This window comes from Peribacillus sedimenti (assembly GCF_046237635.1).
GTDB classification, from domain to species: Bacteria; Bacillota; Bacilli; order Bacillales; family DSM-1321; genus Peribacillus; species Peribacillus sedimenti.
Genome location: NZ_CP143547.1, coordinates 4073112 through 4097844 on the forward strand (window position 1 = coordinate 4073112; position 24733 = coordinate 4097844).

Here is a 24733-nt window from a genome sequence, read left to right on the forward strand (position 1 = left end):
TATATACAGAGCTGGATATATCAGTCATTTGCCAGGCTATCAAAAAATGACCCCATTAGGCTAATTGTTGTACACAATTAAGCCTTATGGAGTCAATCATTCTTTCCGAAACTCTTTTTTGCACTATATAATAGAAGAAAATCCGGTTTGTTTTGCCTCGAATTCATCAATAAAACTATCGTATTGCTCAGTAATAGAAATTTCATCCCAACCATTGATCAACATTTGCTTCCAATATGGAAGTATTTCAAAGCTCGCACCGAACCCTCGGACATCCGACACTGTCTGATTTGGCAGGTCTACGGTTAATTCATAATCAGCCTGGTCAGAGGCTTCCAATAAATAAGCAATTTCCTCATTTTGCAATGTGATAGGCAAAATTCCATTTTTAAAGCAATTGCTCTTGAAAATATCAGCAAACGAAGGAGCAATCACGATGTCAAAGCCATAATCCTGAAGTGACCATGGCGCATGCTCCCTGGAGGAGCCGCATCCGAAATTCTCTCCCGCAACGAGGATGCTTGTCCCTTGGTTGTGCGGTTGATTTAATTCAAAGTCTTCATTTTCATTGCCTGCCGAATCGTAACGCCAATCATAGAATAAAAACTGTCCAAAACCAGTGCGCTCAATCCTTTTTAAAAATTGCTTCGGGATGATTTGGTCTGTATCCACGTTTGCCCTATCTAATCCTGCAACTTTTCCTGTATAAACGGTAATTGGTTTCATACATCTGCATCTCCCACTTGATATTTGGCTTGTCAATCCTTAGAAACTGGCAGTTCCGGCGGTTTCCCTTGTTTCCTCAAATGTTCGGATATCCACGAATCTTCCGTGCAAGGCTGCTGCTGCTGCCATGGCAGGACTGACCAGATGGGTTCGGGCGCCAGACCCCTGTCTGCCTTCAAAGTTGCGGTTTGAAGTCGATGCACAATGCTCACCTGCCGGCACTACATCCGGATTCATGCTCAAGCACATGCTGCAGCCCGATTCTCTCCACTCAAAGCCCGCATTCTCAAATATTAAATTCAGCCCTTCTCTTTCAGCCTGACGCTTTACATTCTGTGAACCAGGAACCACCATTGCCCTGACGCCTTCTTTAACTTTATGGCCTTTCACCATTTCAGCAGCCTGGCGCAAATCTTCAATTCTGGAGTTTGTACACGATCCGATAAATACATGCTGAACAGGTATATCCTTTATGGCCATGCCCTGCTCCAGACCCATATATTGCATCGCACGATTCAGGGATTTACTATCGTAATGAGTCTCGCCTTCCCTAGGGATATATCCATCAATCGGGCTTGTCATCCCAGGATTTGTTCCCCAGCTTACCATTGGTGATATCTCACTTCCATCTATGGTAATTACCCGGTCATATTCTGCTCCTATATCACTGGAAAGACTTTCCCATTCTTCCACATATTGATCGAACACTTCATCGGAAGGCGCATGCTTCCTGCCCTTCAAGTAAGCAAAAGTCGTTTCATCAGGGCTAACCAATCCTGCTCTTGCACCGCCTTCGATCGACATGTTGCAAACTGTCATTCTTTCTTCCATTGACATATTGCGAATGACATCGCCGCAATATTCAATGATATGACCAGTTCCAAACCCTACTCCAAACCTGGAAATAATATAAAGGATGACATCCTTTGCATTGACACCTTTTCCAAGCTGCCCATTGATTTCAAGCTTTAATGTTTTAGGCTTATCCTGCCACAGAGTTTGTGTAGCAAGGACATGCTCCACTTCACTCGTGCCGATTCCAAAAGCTATGGCTCCAAAAGCTCCGTGTGTCGATGTATGGCTGTCGCCGCATACTATGGTCATTCCAGGCTGTGTCAGCCCAAGCTCCGGCCCAATAACATGGACAATTCCCTGGTCGGGGCTATCCAAACCGGCAAGCTGTATCGAAAAGTCCCGGCAGTTTTGCTCAAGTGCGTTCAATTGCTTTTTGGCTATATCATCATGAATCAAGAACCTGTTCACAGTTGGAACATTATGATCCATCGTGGCAAAGGTCCTGTCAGGCCTCCTCACCTTCCTGCCCTTCATCCTTAAGCCCTCAAAAGCCTGGGGAGAGGTCACTTCGTGGATATAATGCAAATCAATATATAACAAATCAGGCTTATTTTCTTCCTGAAAGACAACATGCCGATCCCATATTTTCTCAATGATTGATTTTTTCATCGTCTTCCTCCTTAATGACATGACCGCCGTAAAAAATCCACCAGCATTGAAGTTCCGGTCCATTTGCGCTGTAATATCCAGATGCGTTGTTTATAAAAAAGCACAGCCCGGTTGAAAGGCCATGCCTAAATGATTTCCAATGTTACGCGTAAGCTCCCATAATATCCGAGATAGCAGCCTGATCCAGGATGGCAGCCTTAATTTCAGCAACCATCTCAGTTGTGGTGAGCGTTCGTGCCCCTGTTTTCGAGATATCGCTTGTTCTAAAGCCGGAATCCAGAACATCCTTCACTGCCCTTTCGATCGCTTCGGCCTCTTCTGTTAAACCAAAGGACAAGCGCAGCATAGAAGCAGCCGATAGGATCATCGCAATTGGATTAGCAGCATTGGTTCCTGCGATATCAGGTGCAGAACCATGAATGGGCTCATAAAGATTAGGGCCATTTATGGACAGTGATGCTGAAGGCAGCATGCCTAGCGACCCAGTCAATACCGAAGCCTCATCGCTCAAGATATCCCCAAACATATTTTCCGTTACGACGACATCAAATTGTTTTGGATTTCGTATTAACTGCATTGCTGCATTGTCCACAAGCATATGTTCCAGCTCTACATCTGGGTATTTTGCCGAAATCTCTTCAGCAGTTTCACGCCATAGCCTGCTCGATTCAAGCACATTGGCCTTATCGACCGAGGTTACTTTCTTTCTTCTTGACCGGGCAAGCTGGAAGGCAAGCTCTATTATTCTGCTAATCTCTTCTTTTTGGTAAAATAAAGTATCGATTACTGCTTCCTTACCTTTGTAGGTCGTTCTTTCACTCGGCTTGCCAAAATACAAGCCTCCAGTGAGCTCTCTTACAATCACAAAATCTACTTCTTCGATAATTTCTTTCCTTAAAGGAGAAGCCTCTGACAAACTCGCATAATAACTGATGGGACGAAGATTAGCATACAGGTTCAGGTCTTTGCGAATCTTGAGCAGCCCCCTTTCAGGCCGCAGATTGGACGGCTGATCGTCCCATGCTGGACCGCCTACCGCACCGAGAAGTACGGCATCGCTGCTCCTGCATATTTCGGTTGTTTCATCAGGAAGTGGAGAGCCTGTCTTATCAATTGCACTGCCGCCAATTTCTCCATACTGGAACTGGAATAGATGGTCATACCTTTCTGCAACTGCTTCAAGAACCTCTATAGCACCCCTTGTCACTTCTTTTCCAATCCCGTCTCCGGGCAGCACTGCTATTTTCTTCTTCATTCCAGATCCCTCCTTTTGTGAGTAACTAGCGTTTCACCTCGATGGCTGTAAGACTTGATCCTTTCCTCCTACAAAAATGACCCGATTCACTGCATTGAGATAAGCCCTTGCTGAGGCTTCCAGCACATCCTGCGCCAGACCGCGCCCGCTGGTTTCGACGTCTTGATAGCGAAGCTTCACATAAACCTGCGCCAGAGCGTCACGGCCGGCGCCTACCGACTGAATTCGGTAATCCAGTAGATTCACCTTGCCTCCGATACATCTTTCCAAAGTATTGTATAAAGCCTCTATACTTCCGGCACCTGTAGCCGCTTCCTGGATCATCTCATTATCGCAGTCCCTTAGTGATACAGTAGCAGTAGGAACCTGGTTGGTTCCGTAAGTAATCTGCATCGAAATAAGGTCGAAAAATCTATCATCCTTGGAAAGCTTCTCTTCAAGAACAAGAGCAGCAAGGTCCTCGTCCGTCATTTCTTTTTTCTTATCTGCAAGTTCCTTAAATAAGGTGAATAAGTGATTCATGTCTTCTTCACTAACAGTTAGATTCAACTCTTCCAGCCTGCTCTTGAAAGCATGCCTTCCTGAGTGTTTGCCAAGAACCATTGCATTCGATGCAATGCCGACAAGATCAGGGGAGATGATCTCATATGTTGTCTTTTCCTTCAAAACCCCGTCCTGGTGAATGCCTGATTCATGGGCAAACGCATTTCTTCCTACCACAGCTTTATTAGCAGGTACCGTAATCCCTGTCAGTTTGCTGACCATGTCACTTGTTCGCTTAATTTCATTCAATTTCAATCTTGTATTTGCATTATAGTAATCCGCCCTGGTATGGAGAGCTACTGAAAACTCCTCCAGTGCCGCGTTTCCTGCCCTTTCACCGATTCCGTTAATCGTTCCTTCGACCTGTCTTGCACCAGCCTCGACTGCAGCAAGAGAGTTCGCAATAGCCATTCCCAAATCATCATGGCAATGGGCGGACAGGTTTACTTTATCAATGGAAGGCACGTTTTCGATTAGATATCGGAATATATTGCCGTATTCCAGCGGGGTGCCGTATCCGACCGTATCAGGAATATTGACGATTCGTGCACCGGCTTTAATTACTTCTTCAACCACCTGTGCAAGAAAATCAAGCTCCGTCCTGCTGGCATCCTCTGCAGACCATTGGACGATCGGAAAGCGGGAGGCCGCGTACTTTACTGACTGTACCGCCTGCTCGATTACCTGTTCTTTCGACAGCTTTAATTTGTACTCTCGATGGATCGGAGAGGTGGCCAAGAAGATATGGATCCTCGGCTCTTCTCCTTCCTTCAGAGCCTCCCAAGCTGCATCCATATCGCTTTTTATACAGCGGGCCAAGCCGGTCACCGAGGAATTTTTAATTTTCTGTGCTATTTCCTTTACTGAGTTAAAGTCACCTTTCGAGGCAGCCGGAAAACCTGCCTCGATAATGTCTACTCCTAGCCGCTCGAGCTGCAATGCGATTTCCATCTTTTCAGAAAAGTTAAGATTTACACCGGCGGATTGCTCTCCATCTCTAAGTGTAGTGTCAAAAATATTAATTTTTCGCAACGGCTTTCACTTCTTTCTTATTCTGCTGCACGAAAGGCATCATTTTTCTTAATTCACGTCCAACTGTTTCAATAGGATGCTCCTTCTCTCTTTCATTGATCGCATTGAATACCGGACGATTGGCCTGGTTTTCCAGGATCCAGCCCTTTGCAAACTGCCCTTCCTGAATATCCTTGAGCACATTCTTCATTTCTGCCTTCACTGCATCGTTTACGATACGGGGCCCTGTAGTAAAATCTCCCCATTGCGCAGTGTCTGAAATGGAATATCTCATATTTTCAAGTCCTCCCTCATACATGAGGTCGACAATCAGTTTTAATTCATGTAAACATTCAAAGTATGCGACTTCAGGTTTGTAGCCAGCTTCTGTCAATGTCTCAAAACCAGCTTTAACGAGTGCACTTACACCGCCGCATAATACAGCCTGCTCTCCAAAAAGATCGGTTTCTGTCTCTTCTCTGAACGTGGTCTCAAGTGCTCCAGCTCTTAACGCACCAATTCCTTTAGCATAAGCAAGTGCCAATTCCTTAGCTTCTCCGCTTACATCCTGGTAGATAGCGAATAGTGCTGGTACTCCTGCACCCTGCTCATACGTTCTGCGTACCAGATGTCCCGGTCCTTTAGGGGCTACCAGCAGCACATCCACATCAGCAGGAGGAACAATTTGATTGAAATGGATGTTGAATCCATGGGCAAACATTAAAGCCTGGCCTGCTCTTAATACAGGATCGATTTCTTCCTTATACACCTTTGGCTGCAATTCGTCAGGCAAGAGAATCATAATAACATCAGCAAGATCTGCTGCATCTGACACGTTCTTTACCAGAAATCCATCCTGCTCGGCATTATCCCATGATTTCCCTGGGCGGAGCCCTACTACTACATCAACACCACTGTCACGCAGGTTTTGGGCATGGGCATGACCCTGAGAACCATAGCCGATTACAGCTACCCTTTTATTTTGAAAATACGCTTCATTCGCTTCTGCATTGTAATAAACCTTTGTCATGTCCTTACATCTCCTTTTATATATACAATTGATGGTTATACGATAGAAAAACTTTTATTTTCAACAGAGCGCTGAGTGCCTCGCGGGAAAGCAGTCGTGCCTGTTCTTGCCATTTCCTTGATCCCATAGGGTTTTAACAATTCGATGAAAGCCTCAATTTTTTCGGATTCGCCCGTAATCTGAATGGTTAGGGTGTCTTTGCTGACATCGATTACTGACGCCCTGAAAGGCTCGATTAAACTGTATATTTCCGACCGTCCTTGAGCGGAAGCGGAAACCTTGATCAGAGCAAGCTCCCTTGCAACGATAGCCTGGTTGCTTATATCAGTTACCTTTAATACGTCAATTTGCTTATTAAGCTGCTTTGACATTTGTTCTATTACATTTTCATCCTCGACATGGACAACAACAGTCATCCTTGAAATCCCTTCCTGTTCGGAAGCTCCGACAGTAATGCTCTCTATGTTGTAATTTCTTTTTGAAAACAAGTTGGTTATTCTATTTAATACACCAGGCCTGTTATTAACAGTTAGTGTGAGGATTCCTTTCACAATGTAACACCTTCCATTTCATGAATCCCTTTGCCGGGAGAGATCATTGGATAGACATTCTCCCCGGCCTCCACATGGATATCCAGAAGAATAGGGCCATCATATTTAAACGCTTCTTCCAGTTTTGCTTCTGCCTCTTCCTCCGTTGTGATCCGGTATCCCTTGATTCCATATGCATCTGCCAGTTTCACGAAGGATGGCTGAGAGTGAAGCAGGCTGTGCGAATATCGTTCCTTATAAAACAATTCCTGCCATTGCCTTACCATCCCAAGCGCATGATTATTGATAATTACAATTTTCACAGGCAGGTTCAATTCCGCTATGACACCCAGCTCCTGGCTTGTCATCTGGAATCCGCCATCACCTGCCAGAGCGATTACTGTTGCATCTGGCTCTGCCAGCTGGGCCCCAATCGCGGCCGGCAAGCAGAATCCCATCGTCCCAAGTCCACCGGATGTAACCCAGGCATGAGGCCTGTTGAATTTATAATATTGGGCTGCCCACATCTGATGTTGTCCTACGTCAGTTACTACGATTGCATTGCCGTTTGTTTTCTCATGGAGGATTTCCATCACTCGCTGTGGTTTCAGCACATTTTCTCCTTTTGCATACACAAGCGGGAATTCCTTTTTCCATTGATCGATTTGGTTTACCCATTCCGAACATTCCGGACGCTTTCCATTCTGGGCAATTAGCTGAAGCAGTGCATCTTTGGCATTTCCTACAACCGGGATTTTAGTCGGTACATTTTTTCCGATTTCCGCTGGGTCAATATCGATGTGTGCCACTGTAGCCTTTGGTGCAAAGGTCTTCAAATTGCCAGTAAGCCTGTCATCAAAGCGAGCACCAATGTTTATAAGTAAATCGCATTCGTAAAGGCCCATGTTTGCAGCATATACTCCATGCATTCCTCCCATTCCGGCGAATAACGGATGATCTGCCGGAAAGCCTCCGAGCCCCAGAAGAGTGTGGACAACCGGGATGCCTTGCTGCTCGGCATATTCCCTCAGTTCTTCTGATGCTTTTGAATGGAGGATGCCGGCACCAGCTAGGATTACCGGTTTTTTTGCATTGCTAACGGCTTCCACCAATTTTCTTATTTGCAGGAAGTTCGGCTTCAGATTAGGCTGATAGCCAGGAAGATCCATTTCCGGGTCTTCTTCGGCGATCGCCTCGTTCACTGCCACATCCTTTGGAATGTCAATCAACACAGGGCCAGGACGCCCGCTGGAAGCAATATAAAAGGCTTCTTTAATGATGCGAGGCAAATCCTCGGGTCTCCTTACTTGATAATTGTACTTGGTGATAGGAGTGGTTATCCCTAACACATCAGCTTCCTGGAAAGCATCCGACCCAATTACACCTGTTGCCACCTGCCCTGTAAAAACTACAAGTGGAAGGGAATCAATCATCGCATCTGCCAGCCCAGTCACGATATTTGTTGCCCCAGGACCCGATGTAGCAATAACCACTCCAGGCTTCCCTGTAATTCTGGCATATCCCTCGGCTGCGTGGATTGCCCCCTGTTCATGCCTGGTCAGGATATGAAATACTCCGGAGTCGTACAGGCTGTCATAAATCGGCAAAACCGCCCCGCCTGGGTACCCAAAAATAACCTCTACCTCCTGTTTCTTCAAGGCATCAATTAGAAAATTGGCACCGCTTTTAGCTGCGGTTTTTCCCACTCTGTCGGCCATTACTGCTTTTTGCGTCATGCTATGATCTCCTCCACTTTGTAGAAATTAAAACCTTCAATCAAAATAAAAAACCCTCCACCCAAATAAGCCCGCTTATAGCAAGCTAAAGGGGTGAAGAGGTCTTTAACCTTTCCACGGTACCACCCTTTTTCGTACCAAACCGGTACGCACTTGAAACTTTTGGTAACGGGTGCTGGTATGCACCCGTCCAGCTCTACTGGGCTTGCCTTTCAAGCTGAAACTCTGAGGTGAGTTCATCTTTGGGGGCAATACCGGTTCTCAGCAACCCGGTTCTCTGTAAATGCCTTTCAAAAAGACTACTTATCCTCATCAATGCTTTTTATTATCAATTTTTTGGTTACCTTTTCCCGAAGCAACTGCAACTTTACTTTTCTTGTTTTATGCCAAAAAGCTTTACACAGCTAAAGAGTGACATCAGTAAATGTTATCTAGCTGAGGAAAGCAAGAGTTTTTGCTTGAAAATTGAAAACCGCTCAGCGTTATTTGTCCTTGTTATTTGTGGATTATATTACGCCCATTTCCAAAGGTAGTCAATAGGTTTTTTTGAATTATTAGATAATTCAAACAAGTAAATCATTTTTGTATACGCTTACATCCGCATCGTTAATGCATATGCACAAAATATGAATTTTGTGATTTTTTTACTTATCCTGTTTCTTGGAACGCGCATTCCCATCTTGATTCCAACTATTTATATGTAAAAATTGCCATTGCAAAATTACTGGATTTCCCCGATAAATAAAGTAATACATTGTTAGGGGGAAATTAAAAAATGTATAAATTAGACAAAGGTTCAATGGAAGAAGTTCTTATTCACTTGCAAAATATCGGCCTGCAGCTTAATGAATATGAGAAGACAAATACAATGGTGTCAGTAGCCGCATATAGAGAATTACTGGAGTTCAGCATTTCTATCGCCAGAAGAACAAATGATGTATCAGAGACAATCGATGAGATCATTGAGGAAATCGAAAAAATCAAATAGAACGTGGATGATTGAAGCTCCCGTACGGGGGGTCTTTTGTCTGTCTGCAAAAATGCAAAAAAATCGCAGCTTCCAGCACTTTATATGTTGGAAGCTGCGATTTTTTCAACTTAGCGTCCCAGGAGAGATTCGAACTCCCGACCGACGGCTTAGAAGGCCGTTGCTCTATCCTGCTGAGCTACTGGGACATAATTAGGAATAAACTATAATTTGTGCATTCACATTCTTGAACCCATCCTGATCTCAGAATGATCATCCAAGATGCGGCTCGATCAGTATGCTGTCGCTTTTCAAGAAGATTATCGAGCGTGCTGAGCTACTGGGACATAATTAGGAATAAATATAATTTTTGCATTCACATTCTTGAACCCATCCTGATCTCAGTATGGTCATCCAAGATGCGGCTCGATCAGTATGCTGTCGCTTTTCAAGAAGATTATCGAGCGTGCTGAGCTACTGGGACATAATGTTACAAAAAAATGTTTCATCATTATCTCAACGACATTTTCTATTATAGTGCTATAGTTTTCAAAAGTCAACGCTTTTTTAATGAGACAGGAAGTTTTTTTGCTTCCTGTCTATTATACTAAATATCACGCTAATGTGTAAGTCGAACTGAGATGTTCAATGAAATTTCCTTCCACATCATAAAAATCGACTTTAGCCTCTCTGCCGTCTAATTCAAGCAGGATATATGTTTTTGAGCTGATTCTGCGCGGCAGCCTCATGCTTCCCGGATTGATGAATAATCTGCCATCAACCATTTCAGAGCCTGCAAGATGGGAATGACCAAAACAAATAATATTCGCTCCTGTTTCCTCACTTTTATATGAGAGATTCATTAATGTCATTTTGACATTATATAAGTGGCCGTGAGTAACATACAATGTAATTTCCCCAATATCCCTTATTAATTCAGTTGGGTAAGGTTCCATGTCACAGTTTCCCTGAACAGCCAGGAAGCCGTCCATAGCAGGATCATCCATTCGCAATTCTGAATCACCGCAATGTATCAAATAGTCGCAATCCTTATGCCTTGCCTTTACATTAAGCAGCTCCTCTGTAAGCCCATGGCTGTCGCTGACTATCAATACTTTCATATATTTCCCTCTTCCCTCCGAATGAATTCATCCAATTGGGATTCCAACGCCTTTAGTGCTTTTGCCCGATGACTGATTGCATTTTTTTCTGAGGGTTCCAGCTCCGCCATTGTTTTGCCTTTCTCGGGTATAAAGAATACCGGATCATACCCAAACCCATTTTCGCCAGTTGGCTTCCTGGCGATCATCCCCTCTACTGTTCCTGATACGGTTATCGTCTCTTGATAGGGAGAAGCAAGAGCAAGCGCACAATAAAACCTCGCTGTTCTCTCGCTCATGGGTACGTCTTGAAGCTTCCGCAGTACTTTCTCTGTATTTGCAGCATCATTTTTGTCTTCCCCTGCGTATCGGGCCGAGTACACTCCCGGCTCCCCGTCAAGGACATCGACAATCAGGCCGGAGTCATCTGCTATGACAAGCTGTCCAAGTTCACGTGAAATAGCTTCCGCTTTTAATATAGCATTCTCCTCAAATGTACTCCCTGTCTCCTCCACATCAGGTGCTTGGTCGTAATCAAGCAGAGTTAATACTTTATAACCCTTCGAGTGAAAGAGGCTTTCAAACTCTTTCGCTTTTCCTGCATTTTTTGTTGCTATGATGACAGACTTCAATTATTTCTCACCCTTTTCGCAAGATCGCGGCAGTTTTTCAGCTATTTCTCCTAAAGCTCTGCGTTGATATTCAAATAGATGCTGTAATCCTTGCTGTGCACCAGACAGAAGCTCTAAAAGCTGGTTGTGGGAGAAAGTGGCTTCTTCTCCTGTTCCCTGCAGTTCAACAAATTCACCTGCACCTGTCATTACCACATTCATGTCGACGAGCGCAGCCGAGTCCTCGACATAATTCAAGTCAACAACCACCCCATGGTCTTCAATTATGCCAACACTGGTTGCAGCCAAATAATCCACGATCGGAAATGTGGAAAGTTTTTTTTCTTCATGCAGCTTATTTACCGCCAGAACCATGGCTATAAACGCACCTGTGATGGATGCAGTCCTGGTTCCCCCATCTGCCTGTATCACATCGCAATCGATCCACAGCGTGCGTTCTCCCAGCGCTTCCAATTTTACGACTGCACGGAGTGCCCTCCCAATAAGACGCTGGATTTCCATGGTTCTCCCTGTTACCTTGCCTTTAGAGGATTCACGGATCGTCCTCTGATTTGTAGCCCGCGGCAGCATGGAATATTCCGCTGTGATCCAGCCCTTCCCCTGGCCTCTCATGAATGGCGGCACCCGCTCTTCGATGCTGGCTGTACAGATGACTTTGGTATCGCCAACTGATATCAGAACGGATCCTTCCGGATGCTTCAAATAATTGGTTTCAATATGTATCTCGCGTATATCCTGATTTAACCTGCCATCGTGGCGCATTCGGATTCCTCCCAGATGAAGCTAAAATCTATTCTATGTGCCTGAAAATAAAAGAAGGCAGCTGTACGCATGCCTTCGCACCAGATACATTATAGTATAACAAAAAAGGTAATTTAAAAACTACCAGTGTTCACTTTTTCAGGACGGGTGACCGGCTCAGACAACGGCTTGCCATCCTCATTGAGCAGCTTAGTGCTGCCATTCACCTGTACTTCTACACTGTCTATACCTTTTTGCTCGGTTAAAGAAAGAACCAATGCGTCCAATACATTCTGTGATACTTTTTTCTCCTTGAAGCTGCCAAGAATCGATTCATTAAAATTTAAGGTAACCTTTCCTTTTGCTACAACCGGAGTGCTAAGAAGCTGTAAATCCGGCATGAAATCGGAAAGCAGCTTAGAAGAATGGGAAGGTCCTTTAATCAGCTCCTGGACAGCCGCTGTGACATTATCATCCTGGTTTTCGCTGACACGGCGGGTAACAGGGACATAATAGTAGGTTCCTTCATCACCGCCAATGTAATATACCGTAAGTGGTTTTGTATTCGTAATATCAGACACATTGGAGGTATCAAGATTAATACCGTCTGCCCTTGTCAGCGTTTCTTGGATCGGGGTTCCATTCACAGGCATTTCCTTGAGCTCTTTTCCATTCATTTTTAGCTTAACTTTCTGAATTGAATCAAATTGTGTTAAAGTCCATGTAATGGATTGCAGGATTTTCATTTCATCCTCTTTTTTGTACTCTTTAAATTCTGGAGAAAAATCGACGGTAGCCACACCTTCTTTCACACTCAAATCCACCTGGGTGTCAGCTGGGATTACCGCTCTAAAACCATTGGGCAGCACCTCGGTGACCGGACCATTTTGAACAAGGTATTCAAGTGCTTGTTTAGCAACTGCTTCGGCTTTTGGAAGTACCAGGGTTTGCGGGACTACATAGCCATTTTTATCGATCAGATAGAGTTCTGTTTTAACCCCTTTGACTTCACCCTCCTCTTTAGCGCCCGCGTTATCATTTTTTTCTATCTGTGCTTCATTTTTCATGTCATAGGATGTAGTTTTCGGAGGATCGATCTTGTTCTTTTCCTCTCCCCCAAAAAGGCCGCAGCCAGACAATAATACTGAGGAAATCAGGATTGTCGAAGCAGCCGCCGCCTTTGTTACTTTAGACATAATAATCCCTCCCAGGACAGTTTGTACTACTATTTATACGAGCCCCGGGGAAAAATAGACCGAAATTATTTAAGAGCATTAAAAAAGAGAATCCGAACAGTCCTATTACATATGTTGAGTGCCAAAAATGATTGATATTGATACGGACTTGCCCTGTGTGTTTCACCACGAAAAAAAAGCCTCCAATATGGAGACTTGTTTAGTCTATTTTTACCGTTCGTACGGAATCAATCTGAATTCCCAGCCATGATGACGCAATCTTCCCAAATATATCCCGTGACCCGGTAGTGAAGAAGATATGTTCAGCATGGTTTCCAATTGTATTCAGCATCTTGCTGTGGTGCAGGATTACACTCGCCTCCCTGGCTGTTTCTTCCCCGGAAGAAATAACCTTTACTTCGTCCCCCATATATCTGCTGATTACCGATTCAAGCAGGGGATAATGAGTGCAGCCCAGAATCAATGTGTCTATATTCTTTTCCCTCAGCGGACTTAACGTTTCCGCGACCACCTTTTCGACAATGGGCCCCTCGAATTCTCCGCTTTCAACGATCGGAACAAATTTCGGGCATGCAATGCTGTCAACCTCCACCTCGTTATTAATCGAGTAAAGGGCTTCATCATAGGCTTTGCTCTTTACTGTACCGATGGTTCCGATTACACCGATATGTAAACTCTGTGTCACCTTTAGAGCAGCCCTGGCACCAGGATGGATCACTCCCAGCACTGGGATTGTCAGCTCGTCCCGAATCTCCTCTAAAACAGCTGCTGTTGCCGTGTTACAGGCTATAATAAGCATTTTTATGTCATGTTTAAGCAGGTATCTAGTCATCTGCCACGTAAACTTCTTAACATCTTCCATAGGACGCGGTCCATAGGGGCACCGGGCCGTGTCCCCCACATATAAGATATTTTCGCGGGGCAGCTGCCGCATCACTTCTTTCGCTACGGTTAAGCCTCCCACTCCAGAGTCTATAATGCCAATCGGTCGTCTCAAAAACCTCGCCTCATTCTTCTCTCATTTCTTGATGTAATTTAATTAAATTTTGTTTGAGGGAAGCTGTTTCCTCGCTGGAAAAATTAGTAAGAACATCCGTCAGATACTGCTGTCGTTTTTTTATTACCTCGTCTATTATTCTTTTTCCTTCATCAAGGAGGTGTATTCGGACCACCCTGCGGTCTTTACTGTCCTTTACACGCATCAATAGTTCATTCTTTTCCATACGGTCCACCAGGTCGGTTGTTGTGCTGAAAGCGAGAAACATTCTGGTAGACAACTCGCCGATCGTCATGTCACCGACTTCAAAAAGCCATTGAAGCGCCACGAATTGAGGCGGGGTTATATTATAATCGCTTAAAATTTCCCGGCCTTTTTGCTTTATTAAGGAAGATACATACCGCAGCTCTTTCTCTATTTCTGCAACATGTTCCATGGATTTATTTTCCGTCATAACAAAACAGCTCCCCAAATAACATCACACATGTATTCTTTATTATTTCTATTGTCTATGAAATCATGGCAAATATCAAGATACAACATCTTTACAATAATGGCATGTATATAACGGCATGTAACATCAATAGCAGCCGTAAAGAAAGATGACCAACGAAATTTATACTAAAAGGAAGGCACATTCGGGAAATAAATAAAGCAGTAACGGCCAGACAAACAATTACAAAGGCTTTAGTCGCTACCTCTTGATTGTCCTCTGTCAATTACTGCCATAACCTGGGGAATGCAAGCCATAAGTTTCATCTCTTTCTATCTGAAAGCCTTAGGCCAAAACATTAAAGCTCCAGTTCTCCCATTCGAAGGAGTTCTACTACTGCTTGTGAACGCCCTTTAACTCCAAGCTTTTGCATCGCATTCGAAATATGGTTTCGAACCGTTTTTTCGCTGATAAACAATTCACCTGCGATTTCTTTCGTTGTTTTGTCCTGTACTAATAACTCAAATACTTCTCTTTCTCTTTTGGTGAGTAATGGCTTATGAGTGAATTCGTTCTCCTTCAAGTATTGTAACCCTCCTTGCCTTCACCAGCATAAACCCGGAATGGGTGTCTATTTAGTCAAGATATAGTATGTTTAAAAGGCACAGGGAGTGACTGATTTCCTTGAAGATACTCAGGTAATTATCCAGCTTTGTTTCACTTTTTTTCCAGTAACATTTTATTTTTTTCCATTAAGTTTTTTGCATCCGCTGCCCACTGGATTGGCTTTCCGGTACTTTTCGAAATCTGGACAATTGTCCCCCTGCCCGTAAGGCAAACAGAGCCATCCTGTTTAGTTGCCATGTAATGAATATCCACCGAGGAATTTCCTATTTTTTCGGCCTTAACATGAATGGACAATTTATCATTAAAAAATATTTGTTTTAGAAAATCGCATTGTAAATCTGCCACTACTGGTATGGCATCTACATCTGCCGCCACCCATTCCTGCATGAAACCCAACGATTTAAAGTACTCTATACGTGCTTCTTCGAAATACGTGAAAGGCACCGTATTATTCAAATGGCCAAACATGTCGGTTTCTGAAAACCGTACGGTTATCTGGTGCTGAAATAGGAAGGATGATGCCCATTCTTCCAAATTGGTAATATAAGATATTCTGCTCATACGAAAATCTCCTTCTGCTCCAAAAAATGAATGGTTATTCATTCATTTTACACATAAATACTGTATTTTGGAACCGAGACTCATTTTCTTTTGCAAAGTTTGTTGAAATTTGCATAAAAAAGAGCCTTTAACGAAAAATAAATGAGGTAAATCTCACCAAGGAGTGATTAAAATGGATGCAAACAGAATAAAACAGATATTGTCATCTCCAGATGATATTCATGTAGAGTATAATGGCGCATCAGTATGGATTGATTCTTTAAATGAAGACGGAAGAACTGCTACTGTCCATTTGCGGGGAGGCCGTGAAGGGGAACGAAGCGATGTTGAGATAGGGGAACTTAGGGAGCATTAATACGAAAACACCCTGCCATGGTCGGGTCAGGGTGTTTGTCATGCCAGTATACTAAAAACAACGTTACCGATTATGAGGATTTCCGCAGGGTTTACCTTTTGGAGGATTTTCCTTCTCTTTTTTTTGTTTCTTATCCTCTTTGTGCCCGCCTTTATTATCAAGTTTTTCAGGGCATTTTCCGTTCAGCGTATCAGGAGTTTCCTGATCTGCTTTAGAGCCACTTAATATTCTTCCCTCAATTTCTAGGGAGACCGAATTGTGTTTGGCCAGATATTCGGATAGTATTTCATAGTCGACAGTATATAGTTCTTTGCTTCTGCCCTTACTTGGCCTTTATGAACATGGTATAACCCGTCCTCCGCCGTCAGCTGCAAATGCGTTCGTGTCGACAGTATCCGTTTTTGTGGGTACGAGAGCAGATAATCCAGCATCCTCCCTTACTTCCACCTTATACTCTCTCACCGGCTGGATATGAAGGATCATATCTAAACGTATTCCTGCCACCTGCATATATTGGACGGCAGCCGTTTCCACAGAAAGGGGCACTTAGCTTAGATAGCCGATTCTTTGCATAGCCATACCAAAATGGACAAAGCCGTCGTATATAGGGGATGAGACAGATTCAGAGAATCCGGATTTGACCGCCATGCATACGAATGGCAATCCTGCGAGGGGGAACAACCCGTACAGCCTGCATGATCTTTTTCCTCTTCAAATATTATCCCCAAACGGCTGAGTCTCAGATAAAACAGACATGTCTGATATAATACGAATTTGTAAGTATTGTACGAATATTTGCTATACAAATAGTAAATATGGAAAAATGATAAATGATGCCTGCTGGTTATATCTGACAAGTTCCCTATTTTGGGGCATACAAAAAAGCTGCCTAAAAAGTGATCTCTTAAGGCAGCTATCATTATATTCTCTATCATATTCTATTTATCGAAACCGATTATGTTTTATAATTATACTTCGTCACTGCCAAAGAAATTGCGGAAGGACTGCAGTGTTGTCGCTCGGTTTAGAGCAGCGATTGAAGTAGTCAACGGTATGCCTTTAGGGCATGATTGCACACAGTTTTGAGAATTACCGCAGTTTGCAAGCCCTCCGTCACCCATGATTGCGTTCAAGCGCTCGCCTTGGTTCATTGCCCCTGTTGGATGTGCATTGAACAAACGAACCTGAGAAAGCGGTGCCGGCCCAATGAAGTCTGAATTGCTGTTAACGTTCGGGCAGGCTTCAAGGCACACACCACAAGTCATACACTTGGAAAGCTCATATGCCCATTGGCGCTTCTTTTCCGGCATACGAGGCCCTGGTCCAAGATTATAGGTACCATCAATCGGTATCCATGCTTTTACCTTCTTCAAGGAATCAAACATACGGCTGCGGTCTACCTGAAGATCGCGGACCACCGGGAATGTACGCATTGGCTCAAGGTGGATTGGCTGTTCCAATTTGTCAATCAATGCAGTACATGATTGCCTTGGCTTCCCGTTTATGATCATGGAACAAGCTCCACATACCTCTTCAAGACAGTTCATGTCCCAGGCGATTGGAATAGTTTTCTCTCCCTTTACATTTACAGGGTTTCGGCGAATTTCCATAAGCGCGGAAATGACGTTCATATTAGGGCGGTATGGTAATTCAAATTCCTCTGTATAAGGGGCCGATTCAGGTGTATCCTGTCGAGTGATTACAAAACGTACTGTTCTTGTTAATGTCTCAGTCATTCGTTACTCCCCCTTGTTCTTTGAATAATCGCGTTTACGCGGCTGGATCAGCGAAACATCGATATCTTCATAGTGGAAAGCCGGTGCCGAAGTTCTGCCTGTGAAATTAGCCATTGTCGTCTTCATGAATTCTTCATCATTGCGATCAGGGAATTCAGGCTTATAATGAGCACCGCGGCTTTCATTACGGTTATATGCACCAAGTGTGATAACACGAGCAAGCTGAAGCATATTTTGAAGCTGTCTCGTAAAGGCAGCACCCTGGTTGCTCCATCTGGCTGTATCGTTGATATTGATATTTTCATAGCGTTCCAGAAGCTCCTGGATCTTTTGGTCAGTCTGAAGAAGTTTATCATTGTAACGTACAACCGTTACGTTATCTGTCATCCATTCACCTAGTTCTTTATGAAGGATGTACGCATTTTCTGTACCGTTCAGTGACATAATATGGTTCCACTTTTCTTCTTGCTCTTTAACAGCATTGTCAAATACTGAAGAAGAAACGGAATCAGAACTCTTTTCCAAACCGTTGATATATTTCACAGCATTTGGTCCGGCTACCATTCCGCCATAGATGGCAGACAGAAGAGAGTTAGCGCCCAGGCGGTTTGCACCGTGCTGTGAATAATCACATTCACCTGCAGCAAAAAGGCCTTTGATGTTTGTCATCTGATCATAGTCAACCCATAAACCGCCCATGGAATAGTGAACGGCCGGGAAAATTTTCATAGGGACCTTGCGAGGGTCTTCGCCCATGAATTTCTCATAGATTTCAATGATACCGCCCAGCTTGATATCAAGCTCCTTTGGATCCTTGTGGGAAAGGTCCAGATAAACCATGTTTTCTCCATTAATGCCAAGCTTTTGACTGACACAAACATCAAATATTTCACGCGTAGCGATATCACGCGGCACAAGATTTCCATACGCCGGATATTTCTCTTCCAGGAAGTACCAAGGCTTTCCGTCCTTATATGTCCATACACGGCCGCCTTCACCGCGGGCTGATTCACTCATCAAACGAAGCTTATCATCGCCCGGCAATGCTGTAGGGTGAATCTGGATAAATTCTCCATTTGCATAAGTGGCTCCCTGCTGATAAACAATGGAAGCAGCAGAACCGGTATTAATAATGGAGTTAGTAGATTTTCCGAAAATAATGCCAGGACCGCCTGAAGCCATGATGACAGCATCTCCGGCAAAAGATTTGATCTCCATTGACTGAAGGTTTTGGGCCACCACACCACGGCAGATTTGCTCTTCGTCAACTACCGCACCAAGGAATTCCCAACCTTCAAACTTGGTAACCAATCCATCTACCTCATAGCGGCGTACCTGCTCGTCCAATGCATACAATAGCTGCTGTCCTGTAGTGGCTCCAGCAAATGCAGTACGGTGATGCTGGGTTCCGCCAAAACGCCGGAAATCAAGAAGGCCTTCCGGAGTACGGTTAAACATAACACCCATACGGTCAAACATGTGTATGATGGATGGCGCTGCTTCACACATAGCTTTTACTGGAGGCTGGTTTGCTAGGAAGTCGCCGCCATAAACTGTATCATCGAAGTGAATGTATGGAGAATCTCCTTCACCTTTTGTATTAACTGCACCATTTATTCCACCCTGAGCACAAACAGAGTGAGAACGTTTTACAGGAACCAATGAGAACAATTCAACCTGCTGCCCTGCCTCTGCTGCTTTGATGGTAGCCATGAGACCTGCCAGGCCGCCACCAACAACGATTATTTTACCTTTACCCAACCTTGCTCACTCCCTTATTTACCTAACACAAATGTAAACGTATATTTCGATCTACGATTTAAATATTTCGAATTTAAACAAAAGCAAAAATTGTACTTACACCCAGCACTGACAATGCAGCAAAAAGAACAAGGGTGACATAAGTAGAAATCCTTTGTGACCTTGGTGAAATTGTTAGGCCCCAGCTTACGGCAAAAGACCATAGACCGTTAGCAAAGTGGAAAGTGGTAGAAACGATTCCTATTATGTAGAATGCAACCATAAAAGGATTGGAAAGAATATCTGCCATCATATTGTAATCCACATGCGTTCCAAGCGCTGCCTGGACTCTTGTCTCCCATACATGCCAAATTACGAAGACAAATGTTATGATGCCTGTCACACGCTGAAGCATAAACATCCAGTTACGGAAATAGCCATACCTGCCTACATTATTTTTTGCTGTAAAAGCAATATAGACCCCATATACTGCGTGGTACAGTAATGGAAGGAAAATAATGAATGTTTCGAGCAAGATACGGAATGGCAAGCCTCCCATAAAGTCAGCTGCACCATTGAATGACTCTGCCCCTCTTAACGCAAAACTATTGACCACCAAGTGCTGGATCAAAAACACACCCACTGGAATGACTCCCAATAAAGAATGAAGTCTGCGATTGGCGAACTCACGATTACCTGCCACGAAGTGCCCCCCTTAAATAAGTAAGAAATATAGTTTCTTGCAGAATCATATTATTTTATAAAAGTTAATATAACTACAAAAATATGATTCTACAAATATAACAATTATGTGACATGTACATTTTACTCCTGACAGACAGAAGCGTCAAGAAAACGGATACAGAAAAATTTTATTAAAATATAAATATTTTTACTATTCCAACTAAGCTTCTGCGAAGCTGGATACATTACGATATAGTATTATTGTCGCGTTAAATAATTATTGTGAAATAACGTACATATATAATTATATTTAATAGATTTCAGAAAAAATAATGATTCAAACACAAAAATGTATATAATGAATATAGGCAATGGAAAGAGGGGATCAGAATGGATAAAAACAATATAAATCTATTAGACGATGAACAAATGAACAAGCAGCAAATCCCCGCATTCGGTTACGAAATTATAAGAGAATTTGTATTGGCTGACATCCTCGGTAAAGAGTCGCCGCAAATCCTTTATTGGGCTGGAAAGCAACTCGCACGAAAGTTTCCTCTGACTGGAAAAGATGAAATAATTGCTTTCTTCTACAATGCCGGCTGGGGAAATCTGCAATTTATCAAAGAAACCAGAGATGACCTTGAACTCACGCTTTCCGGCCAGCCTGTTGAGCGTCGTTTTGAGCTCAATGAAGACTGCCACTTTCAACTGGAGGCCGGTTTCCTTGCTGAACAATTCACATTACAAAGGAAATTCACAGCGGAAACATTAGAAGAAATAAAACGCCGCACCAAAAAAGTGATACTCACGGTTAAATGGGATACAAAAGATCCTATTGGATAAAGGCTTGCACTGCTGCAGGTCTTTTTTTATATTATTTCTTGATTCTGTTGCCGCTGGCTACCAAACCATTCAGGTGGTCACATAGCTGGTGCAACCACCTGTGTTTGTCTTTCGTTTACACTTACGATCTGACGGCAGGTATTTCATCCAGGCGGAAGGCTACGTGGAGAGCTTCAACTGCCTGAACCATTTGCTCTGCGGAAATAACCGTAGATACCTTGATTTCAGAAGTGCTGACCATTTTAATTTGAATTTCCGAATCCGCAAGTACCGAGAACATTTCAGCTGCCACACCTGGATTAGACACCATGCCTGAACCTACAATGGAAACCTTTGCGAGCCCTTTTTCTGTTTCAACTCTTTCAAATTGCACACTTTCCTTAATTTCATCAAGCACCTTTAAAGCAGCCTCCATATCCTCTGTTTTTATGGAGAACGAAAGATTGGCGGTTTGCTCCTCAGAAATACTTTGGATGATGATATCGACATTAATATGATTTTCTGCCAACGCGCTGAAAATAGATGACAAAGTCCCCCGCTTAACAGGAAGCCCAAAGATTGTAACCCGTGTAATGCCATCCTCAAAAGCAATGCCCCTGACAACTAAATTTTGTTCCATAGATACTTCCTCCTCAATTAACGTTCCTTCTACTTTTTCCAGACTAGATCTTACTTCAAGCGGCATTTGGTAGTTCTTTGCAAACTCAACCGCCCGCGGATGCAGTACCCCTGCTCCAAGATTGGCAAGCTCAAGCATTTCGTCATAAGAAACGGATTGAAGCTTCCTTGCACTTTTCACATAACGTGGGTCCGTCGTAAAAACACCCGTTACATCCGTATAGATATCACACCGGTCTGCTTTTAAGGCCGCTGCCAAAGCAACTGCTGTGGTATCAGAGCCACCCCGGCCGAGCGTAGTGATCTGGCCTGATTCATCCATGCCCTGAAAACCTGCAACTACAACAATTCTTCCTGATTCAAGCTGTTCATTGATTCTAGTAATATTGATATCCAGTATTCTTGCATTTCCATGGACGGATTCCGTTTTTATACCTGCCTGCCAGCCTGTATAGGATATAGCTTCGTAGCCTTTTTTCTGCAGGGTCATCGCCAGCAGCCCTATCGTAATCTGTTCGCCTGTAGTAAGCAGCATATCCATTTCCCTTTTACTTGGATTGGCCGAAATTTGCTTTGCCATACCAACCAGATGGTCGGTGGTTTTCCCCATGGCGGACACAACGACCACTACCTTGTTTCCCCGGTTCGCTTCTTCAATCACCCTGTCGGCAACATTATGTATCCTGTCAACGTCCCCTACTGATGTTCCTCCAAATTTTTGAACAATTAGTCCCATATTCTTGCTGCACCCTCTCCATGTTTTTGGCCATAAAAAAAGCAATGAGATATATCTCATTGCTGTTGTAATAACGTAAAGAAGAACGCCCAACGCAGTGAGATAGCTCTCCAAGATAAGAATCTTGACAATCTGCCGCTTATTCAGCGTAAGACCAGCATGAACAAGCTATGAGCCCTGCCCTGCTTCGGCGATTTCCCCTTTCAAAATCCTTCAATGAAGCTCACACTTCTCCAGATTTCTACTATTGAATCTCGCACCTCTATCAGCACTTTAAAACAATAATGTTTTAATGTTATCAAATTTGTTTTGATTATAGCACACCGGATTGGAGGCATCAACCTATTCTTGCAATTTCGTATACAATTGCTCGGCAACTCCCTTTGGCATGCCGGCTTCGATGAACTCCTGAATCGATGCTTCCTTCATTTTTTTAATCGAGCCAAAATGCTTCATGAGCTGTTTTCTTCTTTTCTCGCCTATTCCCTCAATATCATCCAGGATCGACTGAATGGCATTCTTTCCTCTTAGTTGGCGATGGAAGGTAATGGCGAAACGATGGACCTCATCCTGAATACGCTGCAGAAGGTAAAATTCCTGGCTGGTTCTGTCCAACGGCACCAGTTCCAGCGGATTCCCAATCATGAGCTGTGAAGTCCTGTGCTTTTCATCTTTCACCAGCCCTGACAGAGGAATATCAAGGCCAAGTTCATTTTCCAGAACATCCCTGACACCTTCCACATGGCCTTTTCCACCGTCGATAATAATCAGGTCAGGCAGGGGCAGTGCCTCTTTCAACACCCTTGAGTATCTGCGGCGGACGACCTCTCTCATGGATTCGTAATCATCAGGCCCTTGCACAGTTTTGATTTTATATTTGCGATATTCCTTTTTCTCCGGCTTCCCATCTATAAATACGACCATGGCAGAAACCGGGTTGGTCCCTTGTATATTTGAGTTATCAAACGCTTCAATCCGATGCGGAGTATAGATGCCCAGCTGCTTGCCCAGATTCTCTACTGCATTGATTGTCCGGTCCTCATCACGTTCAATGAGTGCGAACTTTTCTTCGAGTGCGATCTTCGCATTCTTATTAGCAAGGTTCAGTAAATCCTTCTTAGGGCCACGCTTCGGATGCAGAACCTTGACTTCCAAAAGCCCCTCTGCAAGACTTACATCAATTGATTCAGGCAGAAGAATTTCCTTAGGCTTAAAATGATTCACCTGCGAGTAAAATTGGCCTAAAAAAGTCAATAATTCCTCTTCCGGTTCATCGAAGATCGGAAACATGGAAACATCGCGCTCAATCAGCTTTCCTTGGCGAATAAAGAATACCTGTACGCACATCCAGCCTTTATCAAAGGAATACCCGAAAACATCCCTGTCCGTAAAATCGTTGGTGGTCATTTTCTGTTTTTCCATGGTTACTTCAATATGTGTAATTTTGTCGCGAAGTTCTTTTGCCCGCTCGAAATCAAGCTCCTCTGCAGCCGCATGCATTTTTTCAGTGAGTTCCTTTTTAACATCCTTAAATCCGCCATTCAGAAACCTTGTGATTTCATCGACCATTGTTTTATATTGATCTTCCTTGACCTCATTTACACACGGAGCAAGACATTGTCCTAGATGGTAGTACAAGCAGACACGGTCAGGAAGCGTGTTACATTTTCGAAGAGGGTAAATTCGGTCAAGCAGCTTTTTGGTTTCATTGGCTGCCATGACATTTGGATACGGACCGAAATATTTCCCCTTATCTTTTTTTACCTTCCGTGTAGTGATCAGCCGCGGGTGTCTTTCTGCAGTAAGCTTAATGAAAGGATAGGTCTTGTCATCCTTAAGCATGACATTATATTTTGGGTCATGCTTCTTAATCAAGTTCAGCTCCAGGATCAAGGCCTCTATATTCGAAGAAGTTACGATATATTCAAAATCCTCGATTTCATTGACAAGCCTGAGGGTTTTCCCGTCATGGGAGCCCGTAAAATAGGATCGCACCCTGTTTTTCAGCACTTTCGCTTTACCAACATAAATGATAGTGCCCTGCCTATCCTTCATCAAATAACATCCTGGCTGGTCAGGAAGCAATGCAAGCTTATCTTTAATCATCTGATTCAATCGTTAACCTCCTTTCCCAAACAATCCTCTATATAAAATGTCATTATCAAAAAATAAAAGAACATACTTTCTTATTATATAAAAAACATCTCTGATTTACCAAGAATCAATTTATAGAAACTAGGGAAGGAACAGGGGTATAACTGGAATCCGGCCCTCTGAATTTAATTAAATCATAGAAGAGGTCTGATTCTCTGGAATGCGTTAAACTTTTAAAGGGAGCTGACCCTGTGAATTGGGTTAAACTATGAAAAGGAGTCTGGTTCTCAAAATTGGTGCGTTAAATCCGAATAGGGGTCGGCCTGCATTAAATCGTCAAACGGCATCAGGCTCCGTCATCCGATAAAAGTTTTA

Annotated in this window: 24 protein-coding genes, 1 tRNA gene, 1 riboswitch and 1 other annotated feature; of the genes, 3 read left to right on the forward strand and 22 right to left on the reverse strand. The window is 43.5% G+C overall.

Annotated features, from left to right (window positions below; translation table 11 throughout):
* Positions 1 to 123: 123 nt before the first annotated feature.
* The 7 genes from leuD to ilvB form a co-directional block, all read right to left on the reverse strand.
* Positions 124 to 726 carry a 3-isopropylmalate dehydratase small subunit gene (gene leuD / locus V1500_RS20000; protein ID WP_409302014.1) on the reverse strand — a complete coding sequence of 201 codons (603 nt, stop codon included), beginning with the start codon at positions 724 to 726 and terminating at the stop codon, positions 124 to 126.
* Between the two features lie 39 nt (positions 727 to 765).
* Positions 766 to 2190 (reverse strand): 3-isopropylmalate dehydratase large subunit, encoded by a 1425-nt coding sequence (gene leuC / locus V1500_RS20005; protein ID WP_409302016.1) that lies wholly within the window; start codon positions 2188 to 2190, stop codon positions 766 to 768.
* Between the two features lie 142 nt (positions 2191 to 2332).
* A complete protein-coding gene (gene leuB / locus V1500_RS20010) occupies positions 2333 to 3445 on the reverse strand; it encodes a 3-isopropylmalate dehydrogenase (protein ID WP_409302018.1) in 1113 nt (370 codons plus the stop codon).
* A 33-nt stretch (positions 3446 to 3478) separates the two neighbouring features.
* Positions 3479 to 5020 carry a 2-isopropylmalate synthase gene (locus V1500_RS20015; RefSeq protein ID WP_409302020.1) on the reverse strand — a complete coding sequence of 514 codons (1542 nt, stop codon included), beginning with the start codon at positions 5018 to 5020 and terminating at the stop codon, positions 3479 to 3481.
* Positions 5007 to 6029: a ketol-acid reductoisomerase gene (ilvC, locus tag V1500_RS20020; RefSeq protein ID WP_409302022.1), complete on the reverse strand. Its 1023-nt coding sequence runs from the start codon at positions 6027 to 6029 to the stop codon at positions 5007 to 5009. The genes V1500_RS20015 and ilvC overlap by 14 nt, the downstream gene beginning before the upstream one ends.
* 35 nt (positions 6030 to 6064) lie before the next feature.
* Positions 6065 to 6580 carry an acetolactate synthase small subunit gene (ilvN, locus tag V1500_RS20025; RefSeq protein WP_409302024.1) on the reverse strand — a complete coding sequence of 172 codons (516 nt, stop codon included), beginning with the start codon at positions 6578 to 6580 and terminating at the stop codon, positions 6065 to 6067.
* Positions 6577 to 8295 carry an acetolactate synthase large subunit gene (gene ilvB, locus V1500_RS20030; protein WP_409302026.1) on the reverse strand — a complete coding sequence of 573 codons (1719 nt, stop codon included), beginning with the start codon at positions 8293 to 8295 and terminating at the stop codon, positions 6577 to 6579. The genes ilvN and ilvB overlap by 4 nt, the downstream gene beginning before the upstream one ends.
* A gap of 86 nt (positions 8296 to 8381) precedes the next feature.
* Positions 8382 to 8620: a binding site (T-box leader), on the reverse strand.
* Between the two features lie 450 nt (positions 8621 to 9070).
* Here ilvB and V1500_RS20035 point away from each other — a divergent pair.
* On the forward strand, positions 9071 to 9283 hold the full coding sequence (locus tag V1500_RS20035; RefSeq protein ID WP_409302028.1) for a hypothetical protein: 213 nt from the start codon (positions 9071 to 9073) through the stop codon (positions 9281 to 9283).
* Between the two features lie 114 nt (positions 9284 to 9397).
* On the opposite strand, the gene V1500_RS20040 is transcribed toward V1500_RS20035, so the two are convergent.
* From V1500_RS20040 to V1500_RS20080, 9 genes are all read right to left on the reverse strand, one after another.
* Positions 9398 to 9471, reverse strand: a tRNA-Arg gene (locus V1500_RS20040).
* A gap of 405 nt (positions 9472 to 9876) precedes the next feature.
* Positions 9877 to 10383 (reverse strand): metallophosphoesterase family protein, encoded by a 507-nt coding sequence (locus V1500_RS20045; RefSeq protein ID WP_409302030.1) that lies wholly within the window; start codon positions 10381 to 10383, stop codon positions 9877 to 9879.
* Positions 10380 to 10994, reverse strand: coding sequence for an XTP/dITP diphosphatase (locus V1500_RS20050; RefSeq protein ID WP_409302032.1), 615 nt, complete (start codon positions 10992 to 10994; stop codon positions 10380 to 10382). The genes V1500_RS20045 and V1500_RS20050 overlap by 4 nt, the downstream gene beginning before the upstream one ends.
* Positions 10995 to 11756 carry a ribonuclease PH gene (gene rph, locus V1500_RS20055; protein ID WP_409302034.1) on the reverse strand — a complete coding sequence of 254 codons (762 nt, stop codon included), beginning with the start codon at positions 11754 to 11756 and terminating at the stop codon, positions 10995 to 10997.
* 113 nt (positions 11757 to 11869) lie between these two features.
* Positions 11870 to 12931: a GerMN domain-containing protein gene (locus V1500_RS20060; RefSeq protein WP_409302036.1), complete on the reverse strand. Its 1062-nt coding sequence runs from the start codon at positions 12929 to 12931 to the stop codon at positions 11870 to 11872.
* A gap of 199 nt (positions 12932 to 13130) precedes the next feature.
* On the reverse strand, positions 13131 to 13928 hold the full coding sequence (gene racE / locus V1500_RS20065) for a glutamate racemase (protein ID WP_409302038.1): 798 nt from the start codon (positions 13926 to 13928) through the stop codon (positions 13131 to 13133).
* A gap of 10 nt (positions 13929 to 13938) precedes the next feature.
* Positions 13939 to 14382 carry a MarR family winged helix-turn-helix transcriptional regulator gene (locus tag V1500_RS20070; RefSeq protein ID WP_409302039.1) on the reverse strand — a complete coding sequence of 148 codons (444 nt, stop codon included), beginning with the start codon at positions 14380 to 14382 and terminating at the stop codon, positions 13939 to 13941.
* Positions 14383 to 14719: 337 nt separating this feature from the next.
* Positions 14720 to 14944 (reverse strand): spore germination transcription factor GerE, encoded by a 225-nt coding sequence (gerE, locus tag V1500_RS20075; protein ID WP_101593148.1) that lies wholly within the window; start codon positions 14942 to 14944, stop codon positions 14720 to 14722.
* 134 nt (positions 14945 to 15078) lie between these two features.
* On the reverse strand, positions 15079 to 15549 hold the full coding sequence (locus V1500_RS20080) for an acyl-CoA thioesterase (RefSeq protein ID WP_409302041.1): 471 nt from the start codon (positions 15547 to 15549) through the stop codon (positions 15079 to 15081).
* 172 nt (positions 15550 to 15721) lie between these two features.
* Between V1500_RS20080 and V1500_RS20085 the strand changes: the two genes are divergently transcribed.
* Positions 15722 to 15904 carry a small, acid-soluble spore protein, H family gene (locus tag V1500_RS20085; protein ID WP_409302043.1) on the forward strand — a complete coding sequence of 61 codons (183 nt, stop codon included), beginning with the start codon at positions 15722 to 15724 and terminating at the stop codon, positions 15902 to 15904.
* Positions 15905 to 16237: 333 nt separating this feature from the next.
* Here V1500_RS20085 and V1500_RS20090 read toward each other — a convergent pair whose 3' ends face one another.
* From V1500_RS20090 to V1500_RS20105, 4 genes are all read right to left on the reverse strand, one after another.
* Positions 16238 to 16438 (reverse strand): hypothetical protein, encoded by a 201-nt coding sequence (locus V1500_RS20090; RefSeq protein ID WP_409302044.1) that lies wholly within the window; start codon positions 16436 to 16438, stop codon positions 16238 to 16240.
* Between the two features lie 434 nt (positions 16439 to 16872).
* Complete coding sequence (gene sdhB, locus V1500_RS20095; RefSeq protein ID WP_409302045.1) at positions 16873 to 17640, reverse strand: succinate dehydrogenase iron-sulfur subunit; 768 nt, start codon at positions 17638 to 17640, stop codon at positions 16873 to 16875.
* A 3-nt stretch (positions 17641 to 17643) separates the two neighbouring features.
* Positions 17644 to 19401 carry a succinate dehydrogenase flavoprotein subunit gene (gene sdhA, locus V1500_RS20100; RefSeq protein WP_409302047.1) on the reverse strand — a complete coding sequence of 586 codons (1758 nt, stop codon included), beginning with the start codon at positions 19399 to 19401 and terminating at the stop codon, positions 17644 to 17646.
* A gap of 73 nt (positions 19402 to 19474) precedes the next feature.
* The gene (locus tag V1500_RS20105) at positions 19475 to 20083 is read right to left on the reverse strand and encodes a succinate dehydrogenase cytochrome b558 subunit (protein WP_409302049.1); all 609 of its coding nucleotides are present in this window, start codon (positions 20081 to 20083) and stop codon (positions 19475 to 19477) included.
* A 371-nt stretch (positions 20084 to 20454) separates the two neighbouring features.
* Here V1500_RS20105 and V1500_RS20110 point away from each other — a divergent pair, with 371 nt between their 5' ends.
* On the forward strand, positions 20455 to 20910 hold the full coding sequence (locus V1500_RS20110; protein ID WP_409302051.1) for a YslB family protein: 456 nt from the start codon (positions 20455 to 20457) through the stop codon (positions 20908 to 20910).
* Positions 20911 to 21031: 121 nt separating this feature from the next.
* On the opposite strand, the gene V1500_RS20115 is transcribed toward V1500_RS20110, so the two are convergent.
* Both V1500_RS20115 and uvrC read right to left on the reverse strand, forming a co-directional pair.
* Complete coding sequence (locus V1500_RS20115; RefSeq protein ID WP_409302052.1) at positions 21032 to 22264, reverse strand: aspartate kinase; 1233 nt, start codon at positions 22262 to 22264, stop codon at positions 21032 to 21034.
* 95 nt (positions 22265 to 22359) lie between these two features.
* A riboswitch (Lysine riboswitch) is annotated at positions 22360 to 22537 on the reverse strand.
* A 69-nt stretch (positions 22538 to 22606) separates the two neighbouring features.
* Positions 22607 to 24370 (reverse strand): excinuclease ABC subunit UvrC, encoded by a 1764-nt coding sequence (uvrC, locus tag V1500_RS20120; protein ID WP_409306055.1) that lies wholly within the window; start codon positions 24368 to 24370, stop codon positions 22607 to 22609.
* Between the last annotated feature and the right edge of the window lie 363 nt (positions 24371 to 24733).